Here is a 23096-nt window from a genome sequence, read left to right on the forward strand (position 1 = left end):
GTCTCGCCGGAGACGTCCGCGGGGCTCGGCGCCGTGACGAAGGCGCGGTCCAACAAGCTGCGCTCGCGCCACGTCACGATGATCACCCTCGGCGGCATCATCGGCGCCAGCTTGTTCGTCGGTTCCGGCAACGTCATCCGCACGGTCGGTCCGGCCGCGGTGCTCTCGTACCTCGTCGGCGGGTTGCTCGTGTTCCTCGCGATGCGCATGCTCGGCGAGATGGCGGCATCCCGTCCCGCGATCGGCTCGTTCATGGAGTATGCGCGCGTCGGCCTGGGCGACTGGGCCGCCTACCTCGTGGGCTGGCTGTACTGGTACTTCTGGGTCGGCGTGCTCGCCTATGAAGCGGTGCTCGGCGGCGAGACGATGCAGACGTGGTTCCCGGCGGTGCCGTCGTGGGCGTGGTCGCTCATCCTCATCGCGATCTTCGTCGGCACGAACGTCATCTCCGTGCGCACCTTCGGCGAGGTGGAGTTCTGGCTCGCGAGCATCAAGGTGGTCGCGATCGTCGTGTTCCTGGGCGCCGGCATCCTCTTCGCCCTGGGGCTGTGGCCCGACGCCGCCTTCGCCGTCCCGAACCTCTGGGAGCACGGCGGGTTCGCCCCGAACGGCATCGGCGTCGCCTTCACCGGCGTCGCGCTGGTGATCTTCTCCTACTTCGGCACCGAGATCGCCGTCATGGCCTCGGCCGAGTCGGTCGACCCCGGCAAGGGCATCCGGCAGGCCACCAGCACGATCATCTGGCGCATCCTGCTCTTCTTCGTCGGCTCGGTGCTCGTGATCGTGACCGTCGTCCCGTGGGACGAGCTCCCTGTCCCGACCGACGTCGCGAACGCCCCGTTCACGATCGCCCTCGAGAGGTTCGGCATCCCCGGGGCCGGCGTCATCATGCAGCTCGTCATCTTCACGGCCGTCATCTCGGTGCTCAACTCGGGCCTCTACTCGGCCTCGCGCATGTTCGCCGCGCTCGCCGAGAAGGGCTTCGCCCCGAAGGTCGTCGCGACCCGTTCGCGCACCGGCGTGCCCGTCGTCGCGCTGCTCGCCTCGACGATCGGCGGACTCATCGCGACGCTCGTGAACTTCCTCGCCCCGAGCTCGGGCATCTTCGACTTCATCATGAACTCGGCCGGCCTCGTCGCGCTCTTCGTCTACGTCTTCATCGCGCTCACGCAGATGCGGCTGCGGCAGAAGATGACCCCCGACGAGGTCGCGAAGCTGAAGCTGAAGGTCTGGCTGCATCCGTGGCTGAACATCTTCCTCGTCGCCGCCATCGCGGCCGTCGTCGTCGTGATGCTCACGACCGATTCGGGCCGCTCGCAGGTCTGGACGAGCCTCATCGCCACGGGGGTCCTGCTCCTGTTCTGGCCGCTCGTGCGCCGCAACCTCCGCCGTCGCCCCGACCACGCCTCCTCACCCGCCGTCCACGAAGGAAACCCCGAATGACTGAGATCACCCGAGACGTCGTCATCATCGGCGCCGGCGCCGCCGGCCTCACCGCCGCGAACAAGCTCCGAGAGGCCGGGCTCTCCGTCGCGGTCCTCGAGGCCCGGGAGCGCGTCGGCGGGCGGCTGTGGACCGACGTCATCGACGGCGCCATGCTCGAACTCGGTGGCCAGTGGGTCTCTCCCGACCAGGACGCCCTCATCGAGACCGTCGCGGAGCTGGGGCTCGAGACCTTCAGCCGCTACCGCGAGGGCGACAGCGTCTACGTCGGACCGGACGGCACGGCGTCGCGTTTCACGGGGGAGATGTTCCCCGTGAGCGCCGAGACCGAGAAGGCGATCGACGAGATCACCGCCCGCCTCGACGCGATGGTCGCCGAGGTCGACCCCGACCGGCCGTGGGCGCATCCGAACGCCGCAGAGTGGGACCGCATCTCCTGGGATGCGTGGCTGCGCACGCAGACAGGCGACGACGAAGCGGTGCGGAACCTCGCCTTCGCGACCGGCTCGGCGATGCTCACCAAACCCACGCACGCCTTCTCGCTGCTGCAGTCGCTCCTCATGGCGGCGAGTGCCGGCAGCTATTCGAACCTCGTCGACGCCGACTTCATCCTCGACAAGCGGGTCGTCGGCGGCCTCCAGCTCGTGCCGGTGCTGCTCGCCGAGCGCCTCGGCGACGACGTCTTCCTGAACCAGCCCGTGCGCACCATCGAATACTCGGATGCCGGTGACGCGTCGCCGTGGGTGCGCGCCGTCGCCGACGGCATGAGCGTCCGCGCGCGGAGCGCGGTGCTCGCCGTGCCGCCGGTCCTCTACAACCGGATCTCCTACGTCCCGCCGCTCCCGCGCCTGCAGCACCAGATGCACCAGCACATCTCGATGGGCTTCGTCATCAAGGTGCACGCGGTCTACGACCGCCCGTTCTGGCGCGAGCAGGGCCTGTCCGCGACGGCGTTCAGCCCCTACGAGCTCGTGCACGAGGCCTACGACAACTCGAACCACGGCGACGAGCGGGGCACCCTCGTCGGCTTCGTCTCCGATCAGAACGCCGACGATCTGTTCCGGTTGAGCGCCGACGAGCGCAAAGACCGGATCCTCACGTCGCTGTCGCACTACTACGGCCCCGACGCGATGCATCCGTCGGTGTACTACGAGAGCGATTGGGGGACCGAGGAGTGGACGCGCGGCGCGTACGCGGCGAGTTTCGATCTCGGCGGGCTCCACCGGTACGGCGCCGACCTCCGCACCCCCGTCGGTCCGATCCACTTCGCGTGCAGCGACCTCGCGGGCGCCGGATACCAGCACGTCGACGGCGCCATCCGCATGGGACGGCTCGCGGCGCAGAACATCCTGGACGGGGTCCGCGGATGAGCGCCCGCATCGTCGTGGGCTACACCGCGACCAAGACCGGACGCGACGCCGTCGCTGTCGCCGCCTCCCTCGCCGCTGCAGCGGGCGCCGAGCTCGACATCGTGCTCGTCCTGCCCGCCGAGGGCCGGAGCGTCATCACGCCGCCCGATGCCTCCTTCGACCGCTACCTCCTCGGTCAGGCCGAGGCGTGGCTGCGCGACGCGGCCGCCGACGTCCCCGAGGGCATCACGCACCGGGAGCACGCGCGCTACGCCGACTCGTTCGCGGAGGGCCTCGTCGAGGCCGCCGACGAGTTCGGCGCATCGCACATCGTCGTCGGGGCCGCCGACGGCGGCTCGCGCGGGCGGCACCGCCTCGGCTCCACATCGAGCCAGCTCCTCCACTCGTCCGACGTCCCCGTCGTGCTCGCGCCGCGCGGCGCCCGCAAGCGGGTCGCCGGGGTGGGCGTGCCGCGGCTGACCGTCGCGATCGGCACCCGCGCCGGGGCCGACGTGCTCCTCGAGGAGGCGGTCGCCCTGACCATCTCCACGGGCGCCTCGCTGCGGCTCGTCTCCCTCGTGACGGTCGATCTCCCGGCCACCGTCGACACCGGCGTCATCCGCCTCGCCGGCGCCGCCCACGCCGAGGAGGTGCTCACGACCGTCCTCGCCGGCCTTCCCGCCGGGGTGAAGGCCGAGATCGTCGCCGCGCGCGGTGACAGCATCGACGATGCCGTCTCGCACCTCGAGTGGCTTCCCGGCGAGCTGATCCTCGTCGGATCGAGCCGCCTCGCCCAGCCGCGCCGGCTCTTCCTCGGGTCGACCGCCGCCAAGCTCCTGCACGAGATCCCCGTGCCCATGATCGTCGTTCCCCGCACCCGCCCACCCGAGGGCGCCAGCGCAGCAGAAGGAGCAGGCCGATGAGCCAGCAGGCACCCGCGAAGACCGATGAGGGACTCTCCAAAAAGGGGCTGAGCGCCGGGACGATCGGCCTGATCGGCGCCGTGGTGATCGGCATCTCCTGCATCGCCCCGGCTTACACCTTCACCGCGGCGATCGGCCCCACCGCCTCGACCGTCGGCGCGCAGATCCCGGCCGTAATCCTAGTGGGGTTCATCCCGATGCTGCTGGTCGCGTTCGGCTATCGCGAACTCAACAACCGGATGCCGGATGCCGGCACCTCCTTCACCTGGGCGACCCGTGCCTTCGGACCGTGGGTGGGATGGATGGCGGGCTGGGGGCTGATCGTCGCGACGATCCTGGTGCTCTCGAATCTCGCCGGCGTCGCGGTCGAGTTCCTCTTCTTGCTGATCTCGCAGCTCACCGGAGATGCAGCGGTCGCCGATCTCGCCTTCGTGGTGTGGATCAACATCGGTGTCTGTCTGCTCTTCATGCTCGGGGCGACCTTCATCTCGTACCGCGACATGCAGACCACGCAGAAGCTCCAGTACGTCCTGGTCACCTTCCAGGTCGTGGTGCTCGTCGTGTTCGCCGTCGCAGCGATCTCGCAGGCGGTGGGCGGCGGGGCGTTCGACTTCCAGCCGTTCGACCTCGAGTGGTTCAACCCGTTCGCGATCTCGTCGTTCAGCGCGCTGGCGGCCGGGCTGTCGCTGTCGATCTTCATCTTCTGGGGGTGGGACGTCACCCTCACCATGAACGAGGAGACGAAGGACCCCGAACGCACGCCGGGCCGTGCCGCGACGCTGACCGTCGTCACGATCGTCTCGCTCTACCTGCTGCTCGCCGTCGCGATGATCATGTTCGCGGGCGTCGGCACGGGCGAGCTGGGCCTCGGCAACGAGGACATCCAGGCCAACGTGTTCTTCTTCCTCTCCGACCCCGTGCTCGGACCGCTCGCCTTCCTCGTGTCGCTCGCGGTGCTCACCAGCTCGGCGTCGTCGCTCCAGTCCACCTTCGTCGGACCGGCCCGGACGCTCCTGGCGATGGGGCACTACGGCGCCCTTCCGCCCTCGTTCGCGAAGGTGAGCCCGCGCTTTTTCACCCCGGGGTTCGCGACGATCGTGTCGGCCGCCGTGGCATCCGGTTTCTACGTCGTCATGCGCCTGGTGAGCGAGGACACGCTCTGGGACACGATCCTCACCCTCGGCATGATGATCTGCTTCTACTACGGCATCACGGCGTTCGCGTGCGTCTGGTACTTCCGCAAGCAGTGGTTCGATTCGGCCCGGAACGTCTTCTTCACGTTCCTGTTCCCCCTGGTGGGCGGAGTCATCCTGGCGGTCCTGTTCTTCACGACCCTCATCGACTCGATGGACCCGGCCTACGGCTCGGGCTCGCAGATCGGCGGCATCGGCATCGTCTTCATCCTCGGCATGGTCATCATCGTCGTGGGCGTGGCGATCATGATCTGGCAGGCCGTGCGGCGCCCGGCCTTCTTCCGCGGTGAGACGCTGGGTATGGACGCACCCCGGAGCGCGCGCCGACTGCGCGCAGAGAGCGAGAAGACCACATGACCTCCGTAGAGACCGATCTGCTCGCGCAGGTGCCGGGCCAGCTGTTCATCGGCGGCGCGTGGCGCGACGCCGAGGGCTCCCGCACCTTCGCGGTGCACGATCCTGCGACGGGCGACGTCATCCGTGAGATCGCGGACGCGTCGCCGGCCGACGGCATCGCGGCCCTCGATGCGGCCGTCGCCGCACAGGAGTCGTGGGCGGCCACTCCGCCCCGGCGCCGGAGCGACATCCTCCGCCGCGCCTTCGACCTGGTGCAGGAGCACAAGGAGGACCTGGCCCTGCTCATGACCCTCGAGATGGGCAAACCGCTCGCGGAGTCGCGGGGAGAGGTCGCCTACGGCGGCGAGTTCCTCCGCTGGTTCAGCGAGGAGGCGGTGCGCATCACGGGTCGCTACGGAATCAACCCCGAGGGCACCGGTCGGATGATCGTCTCGCAGCGTCCGGTCGGGCCGTCGTTCTTCATCACGCCGTGGAACTTCCCCCTCGCGATGGCGACGCGCAAGATCGCTCCGGCGCTCGCAGCCGGGTGCACGGTCGTCGTCAAGCCCGCCGAGCTCACCCCGCTGACGACGCTGTACTTCGTGAAGCTCCTCGCCGAGGCGGGAGTGCCCGACGGTGTCGTGAACGTCGTGACGACCACGTCGTCGAGCGCGGTCGCGGGCCCGATCATCGCCGACCCGCGGCTGCGCAAGCTCTCGTTCACGGGCTCCACCCCGGTGGGGCAGAAGCTCATCGCGCAGGCTGCCGAGGGCGTGCTGCGGGTGTCGATGGAGCTCGGCGGGAACGCGCCGTTCGTCGTGTTCGACGACGCCGACCTCGACAAGGCGGTCGACGGGGCGATGCTCGCGAAGTTCCGCAACATCGGTCAGGCCTGCACCGCCGCGAACCGCTTCATCGTCCACGAGTCGGTGGCGGGGGAGTTCGCCCGCCGGGTCGCCGAGCGGGTGGGCGAGATGCGGATCGGCCGCGGCACCGAGGACGGTGTGCAGATCGGCCCGCTCATCGACGACCGCGCGGTCGCGAAGGCGGAGGAGCTCGTCGGCGACGCCGTGGAGCGCGGCGCGGAGGTGCTCGTCGGCGGCAACGCGGTGGCGGGCCCGGGCACGTTCTACGAGCCGACCGTCGTGCAGGGCGTCGTCCCGGGCAGCGCGATCCTCCGGGAGGAGATCTTCGGCCCGGTGCTCGCCATCTCGACCTTCTCCGACGAGGACGACGCGGTCCGCCTCGCGAACGACACCGAGTACGGGCTCGTCTCCTACGTCTTCACCGAAGACCTCGCGCGCGGGCACCGCATGATCGACCGGCTCGAGACCGGGATGATGGGCCTGAACGTGGGCGTCGTCTCGAACGCCGCCGCGCCGTTCGGCGGCGTCAAGCAGTCGGGTGTCGGCCGCGAGGGCGGCGCCGAAGGCATCCACGAGTACCTCAACGTGAAGTACACCCTGATCCCCGCCTGAGCGGGGAGGAACGGAGCATCCATGAGCGACTACCGAGTCGTCAATCCCGCCACGGGCGAGACCCTCTCGACGTATCCCACCGCGACCGCCGACGAGGTGGAGCACGCCCTGCAGTCAGCGGATGCCGCGGCTCGGGGCTGGGGACGCTCGTCCACGCCCGCCGAGCGCGCCGACCTCCTCCGCCGCGCGGCGGCGCTGCACCGGGAGCGCCGTGACGACCTCGCGGCGATCATCGTGCGGGAGATGGGCAAGCAGATCGACGGCGCCCTGGGCGAGGTCGACTTCGCGGCCGACATCACGGAGTACTACGCCGATCACATCGAGGAGATCACGGCCGACACCCCGATCGAGATCGAGGGCGAGGGCACCGCCGTGGTGCGGAAGGCCCCGCTCGGCGCTCTGCTCGGCATCATGCCGTGGAACTTCCCGTACTACCAGGTCGCCCGGTTCGCGGCCCCCAATCTCGCGATCGGCAACACGATCCTGCTCAAGCACGCACCACAGTGCCCCGAGTCGGCCGCGGCGATCGAGGCGATCTACCGTGACGCCGGCTTCCCCGAGGGCGCGTACGTCAACGTGTATCTGACGAACGACCAGGCCGCCGAGGTCATCGCCGATCCGCGCATCCACGGTGCGTCGGTGACCGGCTCGGAGCGCGCGGGAGCCGCGGTGGCGGAGATCGCGGGCCGCAACCTCAAGAAGGTCGCCCTCGAGCTGGGCGGTTCCGACCCGTTCCTCGTGCTGTCGGCCGACGACCTCGACGCGGTGGCGCAGGCCGCGGTCGACGCACGTCTCGACAACACCGGTCAGTCCTGCAACGGCGCCAAGCGGTTCATCGTCGTGGGCGACCTCTACGACGGCTTCGTCGACGCCTTCGCGGCGAAGATGGCGGCCGCATCGGTGGGCGACCCGCTCAGTTCCGACACGGTGCTCGGGCCCCTTTCGTCGGTGGCGGCGGCGGAACGCCTCGAGGAGCAGATCTCGGATGCCGTCTCCCAGGGCGCGACCCTCGTCACCGGAGGCACGCGCACCGGAGCGTTCTTCGCGCCCACCGTGCTCACCGACGTGACGCCGGAGATGCCGCTTTACCGGGAGGAGCTGTTCGGGCCCGCCGGCGTCGTGTACCGCGCGGCCGACGAGGACGAGGCCGTCCGGATCGCGAACGACACCCCCTTCGGTCTCGGCTCCTACGTGTTCACCACCGACGACGAGCAGGCCCGCCGCGTCGCCGATCGCATCGAGGCGGGGATGGTCTACGTGAACCTCGTCCTCGCCGATGAGCCGGGCTTGCCTTTCGGCGGTATCAAGCGCAGCGGCACCGGCCGAGAGCTGGGACTGCTGGCGGCCGACGAGTTCGTCAACAAGAAACTGGTCCGGATCGGCTGACCCGAAGAGTCGACGCTGGGGAGCGGGGGAGCACGGGGGCGGACCACGGTCCGTCCCCGTCGCCGTTCGATGAGGTCTGGGCGGGGACGGCGGGCTTCCTGGGCGCGGTGCGGACCCGCATCCCGGAGGCCCGCCGGCTCGCTCAGGCGGGGAGGGTCGCGCGGACCTCGGCGGCTTCCGGAAGGCGGCCGAGCTTCTCGAGGACGTCGCCGAACTCGAGTGCCGCGGTCACGCGCATCGGCTCGGCCTCACCGGCCTCGGCGTGCTCGATCGCGGCCCGATACAGCGGGACGGCGTCGCCGAGGCGTTCGGCGTCCGTCAGGATGCGCGCGGCGAGGAGCTCGGCGCGACCTGCCGCGGTGACATCGCCCAGCCCCGCGAAGCCGTCGGCGGCCTGCAGCGCCGACGCGACCGCCTCATCCACGCGGCCCTGCTCGGCCAGGATGTGCGCCCGGGTGTCGGTCACGTCGTTGAGGTACCACGCGTCGCCTGCTGCGCGGCCGATGGTCAGCGCCTCGTCGATGGTCGTGAGTGCGCCGTCGAGGTCGCCGGATCGCATCCGCACCTGCGCGAGCGAGTGCACCGCTTCGGCGGCGAGGGTGACCTGGTCCTCTCGTCCGCGCACCAGGCCCAGCGCCTCGGTGAGTGGGGTCACCGCGTCGTCCCACTCGCCGAACCACCCGAGGAGGCGCCCCACCTGGACCAGGGCGAAGGCCTGCCCGGCGGCATCCTCCGCCTGCTCGAGCAGATCTGCGACGCCCGTCCACGCGCCGTAGGCCGCTCCGGGCTCCTCGGCCGCCTCGAAGGCGCGCGCGAGCAGGGTGAGGGTCAGCGCCCGCGAACCCGGGAGCTCATCCGCCTCGGTCTCCTCGCGGTAGACGTCGTCGAGCACGTCGGTCGCGGCGTGGGCCGAGCCGGCGAGGAGCATCGCGTGGCCGAGGCGGTAGCGGACCTGGAACGACGGCAGCCCGGCGGCGTCGAGACGGTCGGCACCCAGGCGGAAGCGCGATGCGGCTGCCCCGGGGTCGCCGGCGTCCTCGTGGAGGGCTCCTGCACGCACGAACGCCTGACCCATCAGCACGTCGTCGGCGCCGAGGCCGAGCAGCAGGCGGGTGGCCTCGTCGGCATCCGCGGCGGCGTCGGAGAACCGCTCGGTCATCGCCCGCAGCTGCGAGCGGATCATGAGTCCACGGGCGCGATGCCCGTCGCTGAGCGACATCGCCACGAGAGCGTCCGCCAGTGTCTCCGCGGCGTCGCGCTGCCCGCTGCGCGCCCGTGCGTCGACCTCGAGCAGCCGCATGCCGGCCGCCGCCGTCGGCTCGCCCGCCTCGACGTAGAGCTTCGCCGCGTCGGAGGCGGCTCCTGCCACGAGGGCGGGGTCGTCGCCGTACGACAGGGCGATCGCGAGGGTCGCGGTCAGATCGGCCCGCACCTCGGCGGCCGCGCCCGACGCCTGTGCGAGTTCGGCGCGCAGCGCCGGTTCGGCCTCGGCGATGCCCTGCCCGAACAGCAGCAGGCCGAGACGCTCCTCGATGTCGGCTCGCTCATCGCGGCCGACCGCGCGGAGGGCGGCCACCCGTGAGGGCAGCGCCGCATCGGCCTCGGCGACCTGGTCGGTCGCGAGGAGACCGCCGAGGAGCATCGAGGTGAGCTCCACGCGCTGGGTGTCGGTGGCCTCCGGAAGAGCCGCGCGGATCGCCTCGAGCGCCGCGGTCGAGCCGACGTGCGAGAGCGACGCTGCCCGGTCGTAGCGCTCGTCCTGGGTCTGCGGCGCCGCGGCGGTGACCGTGGCGGCGAAGTCGTGCGAGCCGAGGGGGACGTCGTAGCGCTCACGGCCCGTCTCACGGAGCCGGCGCAGACGCTCGCTGTGGGCGGTGTTCGCGTCGCGGGCGTCGAACGCGGCGGCGATGCGGTCGGCCGCGCCGTGCGCGGCACCGGCCAGATCGCCCACCGCCCAGGGGCCGTCGTGCGGGCCGAAGAAGGGGATGAGTGTGTCGGCATCCGATCCGCGCACCGTGAGATCCGGGTGACCGGCCGCGGCGACGGCGTCGAGTGCGATCCCGATTGAGGCCAGCGCCGACTGGTGGGCGTGGGCGTTCAGTCCGTCGTGCGCCAGCCAGGGCAGGTGGCGCTCGACCAGGGCCAGCGCGCGGGCCTCGTTGCCGGTGACGGCGCAGAAGACGATGTGGTGCGCGACGATCGCGAGCTTGTCGGGGCTGTCCTTGGAGAGACGGTAGCTGCGCAGGTGAGCCGATCGCGCCTCGTCGAGCTTTCCGGCGCGGAGGGACGGCAACAGCACCCGGGCGAGGGCGTGCTCGGGCTCCTCCCCGCAGGCGAAGCCGCCGTCGATGAGCTCGTCGACGAGCTCGATCGCCTCGGCGTCGCGTCCGGTCTCGACGAAGAAGCCCGCGAACTGACTGCGCGTGCAGGCGTCGCAGTGGCTGTAGTCGTCACGGGGAGCGCTCTCGAGCTGCCGCTGCAGCTCGGTGGCCTCGTCGAGCCTGCCCGCTCCCCATGCCGCATCGAAGCGCGCCATGAGCACACCGCTCTCGCCGACACCCGCCCGGCGATAGTGGTCTGCCATGTCATCGAGGACGGCAGCGATCTGCTCAGCTGAGAATTCGGGCGAGCCGCCGAGGGCGCCCGCCATCCACTTGAACTGCCAGAGCACGTCGCCGGCCGCGTCGATCTCCGCGGGGAACCGCTCCGGATCGCTGTCGTGATGGGCGAGGCACCAGGCGAACGACGTGAGCATGAGGTCGGTGTCGCCGTTCATGTTGGCGCTCGAGGTCTGCCGGAGGCGCGCCTCGTACTCGCGCCGCTCGTCGCCGCTCTCCTGCGCGAGGGCGACGGCCTGGGCGACCAGCGCGCTCTCCTCCGGGCCCCACGGGGTCGTGCTGATCTGGTCGAACAGGGCGTCGATGCGGGCGGCGTAGCTGGTCATCAGGCTCCTTCGGAGGGGGTCGGGGGTGCATCGAGGGCGTGGTCGACGAGCTCGGCGAGGCCGCTCGACATCAGCGCGCGGTCGTCGGGTCCCAGGGGGTGATGCCCGGCGAGAAGGGCCTGCACGTACAGCAGCTGCAGGCTCAGATCGAAGACGCGGCTGGGCGGTGTCGCGGCCAGCTTGCGGACGAGCGGGTTGGTCCAGTTCAGGCACAGCCGCGCGGTCGGGGTCCCGGCGTCGGCGGAGCGGGCCGACGCCATCACTCCGGCCGCACGGTCGAGGACGCCGCCCCAGAGCGCGCCGCCGGCGCTGCGGGCACGGCCCCGGTCGAGCGCACGGAGCACCTCGGGATCGGCGACGAATAGGCTCGGCAGCTCCGGACGCTCGAACGAGCGCACGACGATCTCGAGCTGCGGCAGTGCCGACGCGGCGCGGGACTCGACGGATGCCGCGGCGCGGCGATCGTCGAGGGGCGGCAGGTCGAGACGGTCGATCTCCCCGATCACGTCGACGTGCTCGACCGTGACGCCGGGGAAGATCTCGGGCAGACGGCGGATGAGGTCGGCGTCGTAGAGGTAGCCGCCGTCGACGAGGGCGGTCCCGGGGGCCACGATGCTCGCCACCTGGCGGAACTCGTCGACCGTCTCGGCGTAGCGGACGTGGGGGAAGCGGCGCACGAGCTCCTCGATGCGAAGGCGGCCGACCGTCGTCTCGACCGAGAGCCAGCGCATGATGAAGCGGGCGAGCTCGTCGTCGTGGCGGATGAGGGACTTGATCGCGACCTCGTGGACGGCGACGAACTGCGCCAGCCGGAGGGGATCGCGGTGCGCGACGTCGAGGATCCATCGCCGGATCGCCGCGCCGATCTCCTCCCGCGTCTGCTCGAGGGCGTCGTCGTCGACGAGCGACTCACGGCTGGCGGTGGGATGCAGGGTGCCCGAGTCGACGACCGCACGCACGAAGAAGGCCCAGTCCGGGAGCAGGTCGTCGGCGCGCTCGGTGAGCAGCATCCGCCGGAGGTACACACGCGTGCTCTGCCGCGAGCTGGGTGGGGGAGCGAACGGCAGCACGAAGGCGAGTCCGCGCGTCTGGGTGGCGGGCACGGAGATCGGGATGACGTCCAGCGGCTCCGCCCCGATGACCTCGCGCCCATACGCGCGCCGCACCTCGGGGTCGTCGCTCAGATACGGCGGCGGCTGGGTGATCAGGGCCTCGCCGCCGGCCGGCAGATCGATCTGGATGGGCACGGGCAGGTAGCGCCCGAACGTCTCGGCGAGTTCGGTGACGGTCGGGGTGCTCAGGAGCGTGCGGCTGTCGCTGCGCGGGGTCAGGTGCACGCTCGTGCCGACCGGGAGCTCGCCGGTGTACGGCGTCACGGTGAAGGTGCCGTCGGCGTGCCCGGTCCACTCCACGGGGGGCGAACCCGACGCGCTCCGCGATCGGATGACGATCGTGTCGCACACCATGAAGCACGACAGCATCCCGATGCCGAACTGGCCGAGGAAGTCGCCGCGGGGAAGGTCGAAGATGTCGCGCTTGGAGCTCCGGCCGACCGTGGCGAGCAGATCGGCCATGTCGGTCTCGCTGAGCCCGATGCCGTCGTCGCGCAGGACGAACTCGTCCGACGCGGCGCTGACGGGGGTGATCCGGATGCGGCCGCCGCCGCCGTCCTGTGCGCGCCGCGCCGCGATCGCGTCGACCGAGTTCTGCAGGAGCTCGCGCAGGAAGACCCGAGGGCTGGAGTAGATGTGCCTGCTCAGTAGGTCGATCACTCCACGGAGGTCGACCTGGAACTGTTGCGCGTCCGCGGGCTCGGTCACCAGCGCTCCTCGATGTCGGTCGGGGCCCGCGCGCGCGTCGTGGCGCAGGGTGTCGCGTCGCCGGGGTCGCTTTCAGCGTAGCGACACGCACCGATGCGCCGACCGTGAGTCGGGCGGGTTCGCGACCCTCCGGAGCATGCCGTACACTTGCGGATGCAGTTGTCTGCATTCTTTTGTCATGCCTGGGCGGTGGATTCGTCTGCCGGTGCGGTGTAAGGAAGATGCGGATTCCCGGGTCGAAAGACCTTAGGGCGGTAGCTCAATTGGCAGAGCAGCGGTCTCCAAAACCGCAGGTTGCAGGTTCGATTCCTGTCCGCCCTGCGCGTCAGCGTCAGCTGACTCGAACCGAGCAACAGGTGGGTTGAATGGTCCAGGATGAGCCGAACGGCGAGGTCGTCGCATCAGGCGGCGCCGCCCGTGAGAAGAAGCTCAACTTCTTTCAGCGGATCGCCCTCTTCATCCGCCAGGTGATCGCAGAGCTCCGGAAGGTCGTCACACCGACCCGCCAGGAGCTGCTGAAGTTCACCGCTGTCGTCCTGGCCTTCGTGGTCGTGGTCATGGCGTTCGTCTCCGGTCTCGACGTCCTGTTCACCTGGATCGTCGACATCGTGTTCGGCGTTCCGTCCTGACGCACTGACCCCCACACGCCCGGATGCCGTCACGGCATCCGCATCCCCGAGGGAAGTGAAGCAAGTGTCTGAAAGATATGTCGACGACTCCGACTGGTCGACTGCCGCCGAGCAGTCCAGCGAGGACGACGAAGCCCAGGAGGGCAACATCCTCGCCGATCAGCAGCGCTCCGCCGAGTCCGCCGAGCACGCCGCTCTTCACATCGAGGACGAGTCCGACGACGTCGACGACGCGCCCGCCGGTGACGACGACGTCGTGATCGCCGACCCCGAGGCCGACGCCGTCGTCAACGACGCGCTCGAGATCGATGAGGCCGCCGAAGCAGAGGCTGCGGCGGAGGTCCTCACCGAGTCGCTCGCCGACGAGGAGGCCGAGCGTGCCGCCGAGGCCGCCGACGAGGTCACCCCGTACGACGGTCCCGAGCTCGGCGACGACGAGGATGCCGTCTCCGACGACCCCTACGAGGCCTTCCGCGCTGAGCTCCGCTCGCTCGAGGGCAAGTGGTACGTCATCCACTCCTACGCCGGGTTCGAGCGCAAGGTGAAGGCCAACATCGAGCAGCGCAAGTCGACGCTCGAGGTCGAAGAGGACATCTACCAGGTCGAGGTCCCCATGGAGGACGTCGTCGAGATCAAGAACGGCCAGCGCAAGATGGTCACGCGCGTCCGGATCCCCGGCTACGTGCTCGTTCGCATGGAACTCAACGAAGACACCTGGTCGGTCGTCCGCCACACGCCCGGTGTCACCGGCTTCGTCGGCAACGCGCACAACCCGACCCCGCTTCGCTTCGAAGAGGCCTTCACGATGCTGAAGCCGCTCGTCGAAGCCAAGGAGACCGCGCCGGCCAAGGGCGGCGCGACCAAGGGGTCGGCCACGCAGGCTCGCTCGGTCATCACCGAGGTCGACTTCGAGATCGGCGAGACGATCACGATCAAGGAGGGCTCGTTCGCGGGTCTGCCCGGATCGATCTCCGAGATCAAGCCCGAGAGCGGCAAGCTCACCGTGCTCGTCTCGCTCTTCGAGCGCGAGACGCCGGTCGAGCTCAGCTTCGACCAGGTCACCAAGCAGTAAGACCGATCTCCTCGAAGGCCCCGCTCCGGCGGGGCCTTCGTCGTTCGCCGGGGCGCCCTCCGGTGCGGTAGACTCGGGTGGTTTGCGCCTGGCATCGCCGTGCGCGCGAACACCACCGCGACCCGGAACCGCCGGGACCGCGGGAGAACGAGGCACCCGCCTCGCTCGTGAAAGGAAGAGGAATGGCACCCAAGAAGAAGGTGACCGGCCTGATCAAGCTTCAGATCAATGCCGGTGCAGCCAACCCGGCGCCGCCGATCGGGCCCGCGCTCGGTCAGCACGGCGTCAACATCATGGAGTTCTGCAAGGCGTACAACGCCGCGACCGAGTCGCAGCGCGGCAACGTCATCCCCGTCGAGATCACCGTCTACGAGGACCGCAGCTTCACGTTCATCCTGAAGACCCCGCCGGCAGCTGAGCTCATCAAGAAGGCCGCCGGCGTCGCCAAGGGCTCGCCGACCCCGCACACCACGAAGGTCGCGAAGCTCACCAAGGAGCAGGTCCGTCAGATCGCTGAGGCGAAGATGCCCGACTTGAACGCCAACGACATCGAGGCCGCCTCGTTGATCATCGCCGGCACCGCCCGTTCCATGGGCATCACGGTCGAGGGCTGAGGAGAACAACATCATGGCTAAGTCCAAGGTTTACGAAGCAGCAGCGGCGAAGATCGACCGCTCCACGTTCTACTCCTCCACCGAGGCAGTCGCCCTCGCGAAGGAGACCGGCTCGAAGAAGTTCGACTCGACCGTCGAGGTCGCGCTGAAGCTCGCTGTCGACCCGCGCAAGGCAGACCAGATGGTCCGCGGCACGGTCATCCTGCCCCACGGCACGGGTAAGACCGCTCGCGTCATCGTGTTCGCGACGGGCCCGGCCGCTGAGGCCGCCATCGCCGCGGGCGCCGATGAGGTCGGCGGCGCCGAGCTCATCGAGAAGGTCGCCGGCGGCTGGACGTCGTTCGACTCCGCCGTCTCGACGCCCGAGCTCATGGGCCAGGTCGGTCGCCTCGGAAAGGTCCTCGGACCCCGTGGCCTCATGCCGAACCCCAAGACCGGCACCGTGACCCCCAACCCGGCCAAGGCCGTCGAGGAGATCAAGGGCGGAAAGATCGAGTTCCGCGTCGACAAGCACGCCAACGTGCACTTCGTCGTCGGCAAGGCGTCCTTCTCGGAGGACCAGCTGAACGAGAACTTCAACGCCGCTCTCGAAGAGATCGTGCGTCTGAAGCCCTCGAGCGCGAAGGGCCGTTACATCCAGAAGGGCGCCATCTCGACCACGTTCGGTCCGGGCATCCCGCTGGACGTCAACGCTCTCGCCTGACGTTTCGTCATCACGACGGGGCTCCACCTTCGGGTGGGGCCCCGTCGTCGTTCGTGCGGCTTGGTAGCGTTCGAGGGTGATCCGCGACGTCTCCTCGCTGTTCGGCATCGATGTGCCGGTCGTTCTCGGGCCGTTCGGCGGGCTGTCGTCGATCGCCCTGACGGCAGGCGTCAGCAAGGCGGGCGGGCTCGGGTCGTACGGCCTGTACGGATACTCCGCCGAGCGGATCGCTCAGACGCTCGCCTCCCTCCGCGCCGCGACCGATCGGCCCATCGCCGTCAACCTCTGGCTCCCGACCGGGGATGAGGTCACCCCCGGCGCCGTCGACCTGACCGCCGCGCGCACGGCGGTCGCGCCGCTGCTCGCCGCCGCGGGTGCACGCCAGCCCGACCTTCCCGCACGCTTCCTGCCGCCGCTGGACGAGCAGCTGGACGCGGTGTGGGATGCCGCGCCGGCCGTGCTCAGCGTCGTGTTCGGCGCCCCTCCCGTCGCCGTCGTGGACGAGGCGCACCGGCGCGGCATCCGGATCGTGGGAACGGCGACCTCGGTGGCGGAGGCTGTCGCCTTGGCCGAAGGCGGGGTCGATGCGATCGTGGCGAGCGGCGCCGAGGCGGCGGGGCACCGGGTGACCTTCCTCGGCCGGCCCGAGGACTCGCTGATCGGGACGTTCGCGCTCGTACCGCAGGTCGTCGACGCGGTCGATGTGCCGGTGATCGCCGCGGGCGGCATCGCCGATCGCCGAGGGGTCGCGGCGGCTTTCGCGCTCGGGGCGTCGGGCGTGCAGGTGGGCACCGCGTTCCTCCGCACCCGTCAGTCGGCGGCCTCGGCCGCCCACCGGGCGGCCTTGGCGCGGGTCGGCGCGACCGGCACCGTCCTCACCCGGGCCATGAGCGGGCGGCTGGCCCGAGGCATCCTGAACCGTGCGGTCCGCGAGATCGAGGCGAGCGGGGCGATCGCGCCCTTCCCCGCTCAGAACTGGCTCACTGGGGTCTTCCGCGCCGCCGCGGCCGGCGACCCCGAGCTCAGCTCCCTGTGGGCCGGTCAGGCGGCGCCCCTGGCGCCCCGAGACGACGCCGACGCCGTGCTCGCCGAGCTCATCGCCGGGCTCCCCGGCGATCTCGCGTGAAACAGTCCGTCACCTGCGGGAAGAACCTCGGCTCCTGCGTGTTGTACTGAGAGGTCGCGCGGGCCGACAGCATCCGCGCGCGCATCACACCCCCTCACCAAGGAGATCCATGTCCCGTCGTCCTGCCGTTTTCGGAGTCCTCGCCCTCAGCGCCGCCCTGGTGCTGACCGCCTGCTCCTCGAACTCCACCGAGCCCGGCGCCGCCGCGGGCGACGACTTCGGGCTCGTGAAGAGCGGAACGCTCACCGTGGCGACCGAGGGAACGTACCGCCCCTTCACCTTCCACGATGAGACCGGTGCGCTCGTCGGCTTCGACGTCGAGATCATCGAGGCCGTGGCGGAGAAGCTCGACCTCGAGGTCGAGTTCCAGGAGACGCAGTGGGACGGCATCTTCGCCGGCCTCGACGCGGGCCGGTTCGACGTCATCGCGAACCAGGTGTCGATCAACCCGGAGCGTGAGGAGAAGTACCTCTTCAGCACGCCGTACACCGTCTCGTCGGGTGTGATCGTCGTCAAGGAGGGCGACGACTCGATCACGAGCTTCGCCGACCTCGCCGGCAAGACCACCGCGCAGTCGCTGACCAGCAACTGGTACACCCTCGCCGAGGAGAACGGCGCCAAGGTCGAAGCCATCGAAGGCTGGGCCCAGGCCGTCGAGCTGCTCCGTCAGGACCGCGTCGATGCGACCGTCAACGACGAGCTGACCTACCTCGACTACGAGAAGACCAACGGACCGACCGGCCTGAAGGTGGCGGCGGAGACCGACGACCCCGCTCAGAGCGCCGTCGCGGCGACGAAGGACAAGACCGCTCTCATCGAGGCCATCGACGGCGCACTGGACGAACTGCGCGAAGATGGAACCCTCGCCGAGATCAGCGACAAGTACTTCGGAGCAGACGTCACCGAGTGACGCAGGTTCCCCCGGGCTCGGTGCCTCGCCATGAGGCGGGCACCGAGCCCGTTCCCCTTCGGAAAGGATGCTGGTGGACGCAGAGACCTGGCAGCTGATCGGCACCTCCTTCTGGCCCCTCCTGAGCGCGGGGCTCACCGTCACCGTGCCCCTGGCGATCGCGTCGTTCGCGATCGGACTCGTCTTCGCGGTCGGCGCGGCGCTCATGCGCATCTCGGGCAACCGGCTCCTGTCGGCGATCTCCCGCATCTACGTCTCGGCCATCCGCGGTACGCCCCTGCTCGTGCAGCTCTTCCTCGTGTTCTACGGGCTGCCGCAGCTCGGCATCCGCATCGACGCGTTCCCCGCGGCGATCATCGCCTTCTCGCTGAACGTCGGCGGCTACGCCGCGGAGGTCATCCGCGCCGCGATCCTCTCGGTGCCCAAGGGACAGTGGGAGGCGGGCTTCACGGTCGGTCTCTCCCGAGCGACCACGCTCCGGCGCATCATCATCCCCCAGGCGGCCCGGGTGTCCGTGCCGCCGCTGTCGAACACCTTCATCTCGCTGGTGAAGGACACCTCGCTCGCCGCCGTGATCACCGTCACGGAGATGTTCCGCGTCGCGCAGAACATCGCCGCGTTCAGCTACGAGTTCCTCATCATCTACATGGAGGCCGCGGTCATCTACTGGGTCTTCTGCTTCATCCTGTCGCTCGGGCAGGACCGCATCGAACGGAGGCTCGACAGCCGTGTCGCCCACTGACGCCCCTCTGATCACCGTCACCGGCCTGAAGAAGTCGTTCGGCTCGAACCTCGTCCTCGACGGCATCGACCTCTCCGTCGGAGCCGGACGCGTCACCTGCCTGATCGGGCCGAGCGGATCGGGCAAGACGACGGTCCTCCGCTGCCTGAACGGCCTCGAGACCCCGGATGCCGGTGTCGTCGAGTTCTCGAGTGGTGAGCGCTTCGATTTCGCCGCTACCCCATCGAAGGCGAGTCGGGCCTCCCTCCGCGACCGGTCGGCGATGGTGTTCCAGCAGCACAACCTCTTCCCGCATCTGACGGTTCTCGAGAACGTGATCGAAGGCCCCGTCCACGCCCGCAAGGTGCCGCGCGCGACGGCCGTCGCCGACGCCGAGCGCCTCTTGGCGCGCGTGGGGCTCACCGAGAAGCGCGACGCCTACCCTCACGAGCTCTCGGGCGGTCAGCAGCAGCGCGTGGGCATCGTCCGCGCGCTCGCACTGACCCCTGACCTGTTGCTCTTCGACGAGCCGACGAGCGCTCTCGACCCCGAGCTGGTCGGGGAGGTGCTCCTCGTCCTCAAAGAGCTCGCCGATGAGGGGTGGACGATGGTCATCGTGACCCATGAGCTCGGGTTCGCCCGGCAGGTCGCCGACGAGGTCGTGTTCTTCGACGGCGGTGTGGTCGTCGAGCGGGGTCACCCGTCGACGATGTTCACCGCGCCCGCCCAGGAGCGCACCCGGCGCTTCCTCGACCGGATCCTGCGCCCCCTCGAGGACTGACCTCACGCGTCGGGGCGCACCTCGAAGCCTTGCCCTCCGGCAGGAGCGACGTCGGCGACCTCGACGGCGTCCACCCGTCCGCCGCGCGGACCCTTCGCCGCCCAGTCCAGCACCGCGTCGACCTGCTCCCGCGTGCCCTCGACCTCGGCCTCGACCGAGCCGTCGTGCCGGTTGCGCACCCACCCCGTGGCGCCCGCCCCCTCCGCCGTGGCGCGCATCGTGAACCGGTAGCCGACGCCCTGGACGAGGCCCCGGACCGCAACGTGGACGCGCCGCATCACGCCTCGCCCACGCTCAGCACGAGCTTGCCCCGCGAATGGCCGCGCTCGATCTCGCGGTGCGCCTCGCCGGCGGCCGAGAGCTCGAAGACGCGGTCGACGTAGACCTGGATCGCACCCGATTCGAGCAGCCGGCCGAGTGTGGCGAGCACGGTGCCGTCGGGGATGACCTTGTAGGTGGTGGCGCGGACGCCCGCCGCGGCTGCGGCATCCGCGTACTCGTCCCACGCCCCGGTGGGGACCATGATGTAGAGGCCGCCGGGCCGGATGACGCTGAGCGAGCGCGACCCGGTGTCGTCGTGGACGTTGCCGACGAGGTCGATGACGACGTCCATCTCGCCCACGATGTCCTCGAAGCGGGTCGTGGCGTAGTCGACGACCACGGATGCTCCGAGCTCGCGCAGCCAGGGGAGGTTGCGCTCTGATCCGGTCGCGGTCACGTGCGCGCCGAAGTAGGCGGCGAGCTGCACCGCGAAATGCCCGACACCGCCGGAGCCGGCATGGATGAGGATGCGCTGGCCCTCGTGGGCGTGCGCGGTCTCGACGACGAGGCCCCAGGCCGTCAGTGCGGCGAGCGGGACGCCGGCGGCCTCGACGTGCGAGAGGGCCGCAGGCTTGCGGGCGACCGAGAGGCTCGGGACCACGACGTACTCCGCGTAGGTGCCGCCCGTCCGTGGGAAGGGGACCATGCCGAACACCTGGTCGCCGGGCTGGAGCGGATGCGCCTCGAACGGGGTCGACACGACGACGCCGCTGAAATCGAACCCCAGCGTGGCGGGGTATCCGGCGATCTGCCCCGAGACGCCGCGGCCGGCCCGGGTCTTCGCATCGATCGGGTTCACGCCGGCGGCGACCACGCGGATGAGCAGCTCGCTCAGCGCGGGCCGGGGCACCGGCATCCGGCTCTCATGAAGCACGTCGCAGCCGCCCGGTTCGTCGAAGACCATGGCCGTCATCGTCGGAGGCGGCGCGGTCACGTCGACACGGTCGGAGGTGGTGGGGGCTGCGGATCGCAGTGGCCGGAATCGCATCCGTCGCTCCTGTTCCCCGTGACGGTCGACATCGGCCGCACAGTGATGCTCAGTGGGAACCCCAGTCAACCCGCGAATTGTCTCCACGGTGTTACACCGGTGCTACCGCGCCGAGAATCCCTGCGCGGATCCCCCTTCACACCTCCGGGCGCGTGCCCGTCGACAGTGCGTGGAGCAGGCGCGACAGGCTCTGGATGTCGTCGAGATCCCAGTCGGCCAGCGCCGACACGAGGAGGTTCTCCGTCGGCGTCCGGGCATCGGCGAGCTTCGTCCGGCCGTGCTCGGTCACCGAGAGGAGGCTCGACCGTTTGTCGGTCGGGTCGGTCGTGCGCTCCACGAGCCCCAGGTCTTCGAGCTCGCGGACCGTCCGGCTCATTTGGCCCTTGTCGGCCATGAGCGCCTCCGACAGCGCGGAGAGCGTGGTCGACCCGAGGCGCGAGATCGTCGTGAAAACCTTGTACGCGCCGGGGAGCATGCCCGGGCTCAGCCGATCGGCGTTCTCCGCGAGGCGGCGGCGGAAGGATCCGACCAGGGTCGAGAACTCATCCTCGAGGGCCCGGACGGCGTCCCTGCGCGCGTCGTCGTGGTCAGCGGTCACGATCGCCCATCGTACGGGTCTCGGCGTCATCCGCGCCACGCGGCACGGTGCTTGCCGGAGCAGAGGAGGCGGCCGTCGCCGTGACGGCGTCCATCCCGGCGGGGACCGACACGGTGGCGAGGTCGGCCTCCGACGCGTCGCGACGCTCGGCGGTCGTCATCTTCGAGAGCGACGCGTTCGGCATCAGGATCACCGCGATGATGCTGATGATGCCGAAGGGGACGGCGATCAGGAACGCGGAGGAGATGCCCTGCGCGTAGATGTCCTCGACGATGATGCGGAGCGGCTCGGGCATCGCGGAGACCTGCGGAAGCGTGCCGGAGGTGAGCTGCTCGGCCCACGAGGCGCCCTCGGACCCGAGCCCGGCGAGCACGGCGCCGATGCGCTGCTGCGCGTCGCCGAACAGATCGGTGACCCGCGTGGCGAGGGCCGCGCCCATGACCGAGACGCCCACGGTGCCGCCGAGGCTCCGGAAGAAGGTTACGCCCGAGCTGGCGACACCGATCTCCTCCGGCTTGGCGCTGTTCTGGACGGCGAGCACCAGGTTCTGCATCGTCATGCCGACGCCGGCGCCGAGCAGGAACATGTAGACCGACACGAGGAAGAAGTCGGTGTCGTAGTGGATGGTCGACAGCATGATCGCCCCGGCCGTCAGTAGCACGCTTCCGACGATGAGGTACGGCTTCCAATGGCCGTAGCGGGTGATCAGCGCGCCGACGCCGACGGACGAGAGCAGGAGTCCGGCGATCATCGGGATCGTCATGAGGCCCGCCTCGGTCGGGGTCGCGCCCCGCGCCATCTGCATGTACTGACCGAGGAAGACCGAGGCGCCGAACATCGCGATGCCGGTCGCGATCGATGCGATGACCGAGAGCGTGAAGGTCCGGTCGCGGAAGAGGGTCAGCGGGACGAGCGGCTCGTCGGAGCGGAACTCGACGACGACGAAGAGCACGGCGCCGGCGATCGCACCGCCGACCATGAGCACGGTCGGGAGGCTCCACCAGTCGAAGCTCGAACCGGCGCTCGTGACCCAGATCAGCAGCAGCGACACGGCGGTGGAGAGCAGCACGATGCCGAGGTAGTCGATCTTGACCTTGCGCGCCGCCCGCGGAGTGGGGGCGAGGGTCCGCTGCACGAGGAGCAGGGCGATGACCGCGATCGGCAGCGACACGAAGAAGTTCCAGCGCCAGCCGATCGCGTCGGTGATGACGCCGCCCAGCAGTGGCCCGCCGACGGTGGCGACGGCCATGACGGCTCCGAACAGGCCCATGTAGCGGCCGCGCTCGCGGGGGCTGATGATGTCGGCCATCAGCACCTGGCTGAGGGCGGCGAGGCCGCCGGCGCCGAGGCCCTGCACGGCGCGGAAGGCGATCAGCGAGCCCGGGTCCTGCGCGAACCCGGCGGCGGCGGTGGCCACCACGAAGATCACGAGGGCGACCTGGTACAGCACCTTGCGGTTCACGAGGTCGGCGAGCTTGCCCCAGATGGGCGTCGAGATCGCGGTCGTCAGGAGGGTCGCGGTCACGACCCAGGTGAAGACGCTCTGGTCGCCCTGCAGGTCGTGGACGATCACGGGGAGCGAGGTCGACACGACGGTCGAGGCGATCATCGACACGAACATGCCGAGGAGCAGTCCGGAAAGGGGGGCGAGCACGCCGCGCGAGGCCGCCGTGGAAGTGGGGGAGGTCATTCCGCTCCATAAAATCGTTGACAGAGGTCAAAAGTTGATACCTATCAACTATACGGAATGGATGACAAAAG

The 23096-nt window shown here is 70.0% G+C and carries 20 protein-coding genes and 1 tRNA gene; 15 read left to right on the top strand and 6 right to left on the bottom strand.

Features of this window, described 5'->3' with window-relative positions; all coding sequences use genetic code 11:
* Positions 1 to 33 precede the first annotated feature (33 nt).
* Genes ACJJV7_RS14205 through ACJJV7_RS14230 form a run of 6 tightly spaced genes read left to right on the top strand, consistent with a single transcriptional unit; the run spans position 34 to position 8108 of the window.
* The gene (locus ACJJV7_RS14205; RefSeq protein ID WP_405373663.1) at positions 34 to 1443 is read left to right on the top strand and encodes an amino acid permease; all 1410 of its coding nucleotides are present in this window, start codon (positions 34 to 36) and stop codon (positions 1441 to 1443) included.
* Positions 1440 to 2813: a flavin monoamine oxidase family protein gene (locus ACJJV7_RS14210; RefSeq protein ID WP_405373662.1), complete on the top strand. Its 1374-nt coding sequence runs from the start codon at positions 1440 to 1442 to the stop codon at positions 2811 to 2813. Before ACJJV7_RS14205 ends, ACJJV7_RS14210 begins: the two co-directional genes overlap by 4 nt.
* Positions 2810 to 3715 (top strand): universal stress protein, encoded by a 906-nt coding sequence (locus ACJJV7_RS14215; protein ID WP_405373660.1) that lies wholly within the window; start codon positions 2810 to 2812, stop codon positions 3713 to 3715. The genes ACJJV7_RS14210 and ACJJV7_RS14215 overlap by 4 nt, the downstream gene beginning before the upstream one ends.
* Positions 3712 to 5265 (top strand): APC family permease, encoded by a 1554-nt coding sequence (locus tag ACJJV7_RS14220; protein WP_405373658.1) that lies wholly within the window; start codon positions 3712 to 3714, stop codon positions 5263 to 5265. Before ACJJV7_RS14215 ends, ACJJV7_RS14220 begins: the two co-directional genes overlap by 4 nt.
* Complete coding sequence (locus tag ACJJV7_RS14225) at positions 5262 to 6722, top strand: NAD-dependent succinate-semialdehyde dehydrogenase (RefSeq protein WP_405373656.1); 1461 nt, start codon at positions 5262 to 5264, stop codon at positions 6720 to 6722. Before ACJJV7_RS14220 ends, ACJJV7_RS14225 begins: the two co-directional genes overlap by 4 nt.
* Positions 6723 to 6743: 21 nt before the next feature.
* A complete protein-coding gene (locus ACJJV7_RS14230) occupies positions 6744 to 8108 on the top strand; it encodes an NAD-dependent succinate-semialdehyde dehydrogenase (RefSeq protein WP_405373654.1) in 1365 nt (454 codons plus the stop codon).
* 142 nt (positions 8109 to 8250) lie between these two features.
* On the opposite strand, the gene ACJJV7_RS14235 is transcribed toward ACJJV7_RS14230, so the two are convergent.
* Positions 8251 to 11052: a hypothetical protein gene (locus ACJJV7_RS14235; RefSeq protein WP_405373652.1), complete on the bottom strand. Its 2802-nt coding sequence runs from the start codon at positions 11050 to 11052 to the stop codon at positions 8251 to 8253.
* On the bottom strand, positions 11052 to 12872 hold the full coding sequence (locus ACJJV7_RS14240; protein WP_405373650.1) for an HSP90 family protein: 1821 nt from the start codon (positions 12870 to 12872) through the stop codon (positions 11052 to 11054). Before ACJJV7_RS14240 ends, ACJJV7_RS14235 begins: the two co-directional genes overlap by 1 nt.
* A 248-nt stretch (positions 12873 to 13120) precedes the next feature.
* Between ACJJV7_RS14240 and ACJJV7_RS14245 the strand changes: the two genes are divergently transcribed.
* From ACJJV7_RS14245 to ACJJV7_RS14285, 9 genes are all read left to right on the top strand, one after another.
* A tRNA-Trp gene (locus ACJJV7_RS14245) sits at positions 13121 to 13193 on the top strand.
* 44 nt (positions 13194 to 13237) lie between these two features.
* Positions 13238 to 13501, top strand: coding sequence for a preprotein translocase subunit SecE (secE, locus tag ACJJV7_RS14250; RefSeq protein ID WP_405373648.1), 264 nt, complete (start codon positions 13238 to 13240; stop codon positions 13499 to 13501).
* Positions 13502 to 13565: 64 nt separating this feature from the next.
* Positions 13566 to 14573: a transcription termination/antitermination protein NusG gene (gene nusG, locus ACJJV7_RS14255; protein ID WP_405373646.1), complete on the top strand. Its 1008-nt coding sequence runs from the start codon at positions 13566 to 13568 to the stop codon at positions 14571 to 14573.
* 182 nt (positions 14574 to 14755) lie between these two features.
* Positions 14756 to 15187: a 50S ribosomal protein L11 gene (gene rplK, locus ACJJV7_RS14260; protein ID WP_405373644.1), complete on the top strand. Its 432-nt coding sequence runs from the start codon at positions 14756 to 14758 to the stop codon at positions 15185 to 15187.
* Between the two features lie 13 nt (positions 15188 to 15200).
* Complete coding sequence (rplA, locus tag ACJJV7_RS14265; RefSeq protein ID WP_405373642.1) at positions 15201 to 15890, top strand: 50S ribosomal protein L1; 690 nt, start codon at positions 15201 to 15203, stop codon at positions 15888 to 15890.
* 79 nt (positions 15891 to 15969) lie between these two features.
* The gene (locus ACJJV7_RS14270) at positions 15970 to 17016 is read left to right on the top strand and encodes an NAD(P)H-dependent flavin oxidoreductase (RefSeq protein ID WP_405374903.1); all 1047 of its coding nucleotides are present in this window, start codon (positions 15970 to 15972) and stop codon (positions 17014 to 17016) included.
* 109 nt (positions 17017 to 17125) lie between these two features.
* A complete protein-coding gene (locus ACJJV7_RS14275) occupies positions 17126 to 17926 on the top strand; it encodes an amino acid ABC transporter substrate-binding protein (protein ID WP_405373641.1) in 801 nt (266 codons plus the stop codon).
* Between the two features lie 67 nt (positions 17927 to 17993).
* Positions 17994 to 18668 (top strand): amino acid ABC transporter permease, encoded by a 675-nt coding sequence (locus ACJJV7_RS14280; RefSeq protein ID WP_405467871.1) that lies wholly within the window; start codon positions 17994 to 17996, stop codon positions 18666 to 18668.
* Positions 18655 to 19428, top strand: coding sequence for an amino acid ABC transporter ATP-binding protein (locus tag ACJJV7_RS14285; RefSeq protein WP_405373637.1), 774 nt, complete (start codon positions 18655 to 18657; stop codon positions 19426 to 19428). Before ACJJV7_RS14280 ends, ACJJV7_RS14285 begins: the two co-directional genes overlap by 14 nt.
* Before the next feature lie 2 nt (positions 19429 to 19430).
* Here the strand turns inward: ACJJV7_RS14285 and ACJJV7_RS14290 are convergent, their stop codons facing one another.
* The 4 genes from ACJJV7_RS14290 to ACJJV7_RS14305 all read right to left on the bottom strand — a co-directional run bounded on the left by ACJJV7_RS14290 (position 19431) and on the right by ACJJV7_RS14305 (position 23025).
* Entirely contained in the window at positions 19431 to 19706 is a 276-nt protein-coding gene (locus ACJJV7_RS14290; protein ID WP_405373636.1) for an acylphosphatase, read from the bottom strand.
* Complete coding sequence (locus ACJJV7_RS14295) at positions 19706 to 20737, bottom strand: NADP-dependent oxidoreductase (RefSeq protein ID WP_405373634.1); 1032 nt, start codon at positions 20735 to 20737, stop codon at positions 19706 to 19708. Before ACJJV7_RS14295 ends, ACJJV7_RS14290 begins: the two co-directional genes overlap by 1 nt.
* A 136-nt stretch (positions 20738 to 20873) precedes the next feature.
* On the bottom strand, positions 20874 to 21335 hold the full coding sequence (locus ACJJV7_RS14300; RefSeq protein WP_405373632.1) for a MarR family winged helix-turn-helix transcriptional regulator: 462 nt from the start codon (positions 21333 to 21335) through the stop codon (positions 20874 to 20876).
* Positions 21325 to 23025: an MDR family MFS transporter gene (locus ACJJV7_RS14305; RefSeq protein ID WP_405373630.1), complete on the bottom strand. Its 1701-nt coding sequence runs from the start codon at positions 23023 to 23025 to the stop codon at positions 21325 to 21327. The genes ACJJV7_RS14300 and ACJJV7_RS14305 overlap by 11 nt, the downstream gene beginning before the upstream one ends.
* Positions 23026 to 23096 lie beyond the last annotated feature (71 nt).

Source organism: Microbacterium sp. Ld4, from assembly GCF_045066555.1.
Taxonomy (GTDB): domain Bacteria; phylum Actinomycetota; class Actinomycetes; order Actinomycetales; family Microbacteriaceae; genus Microbacterium.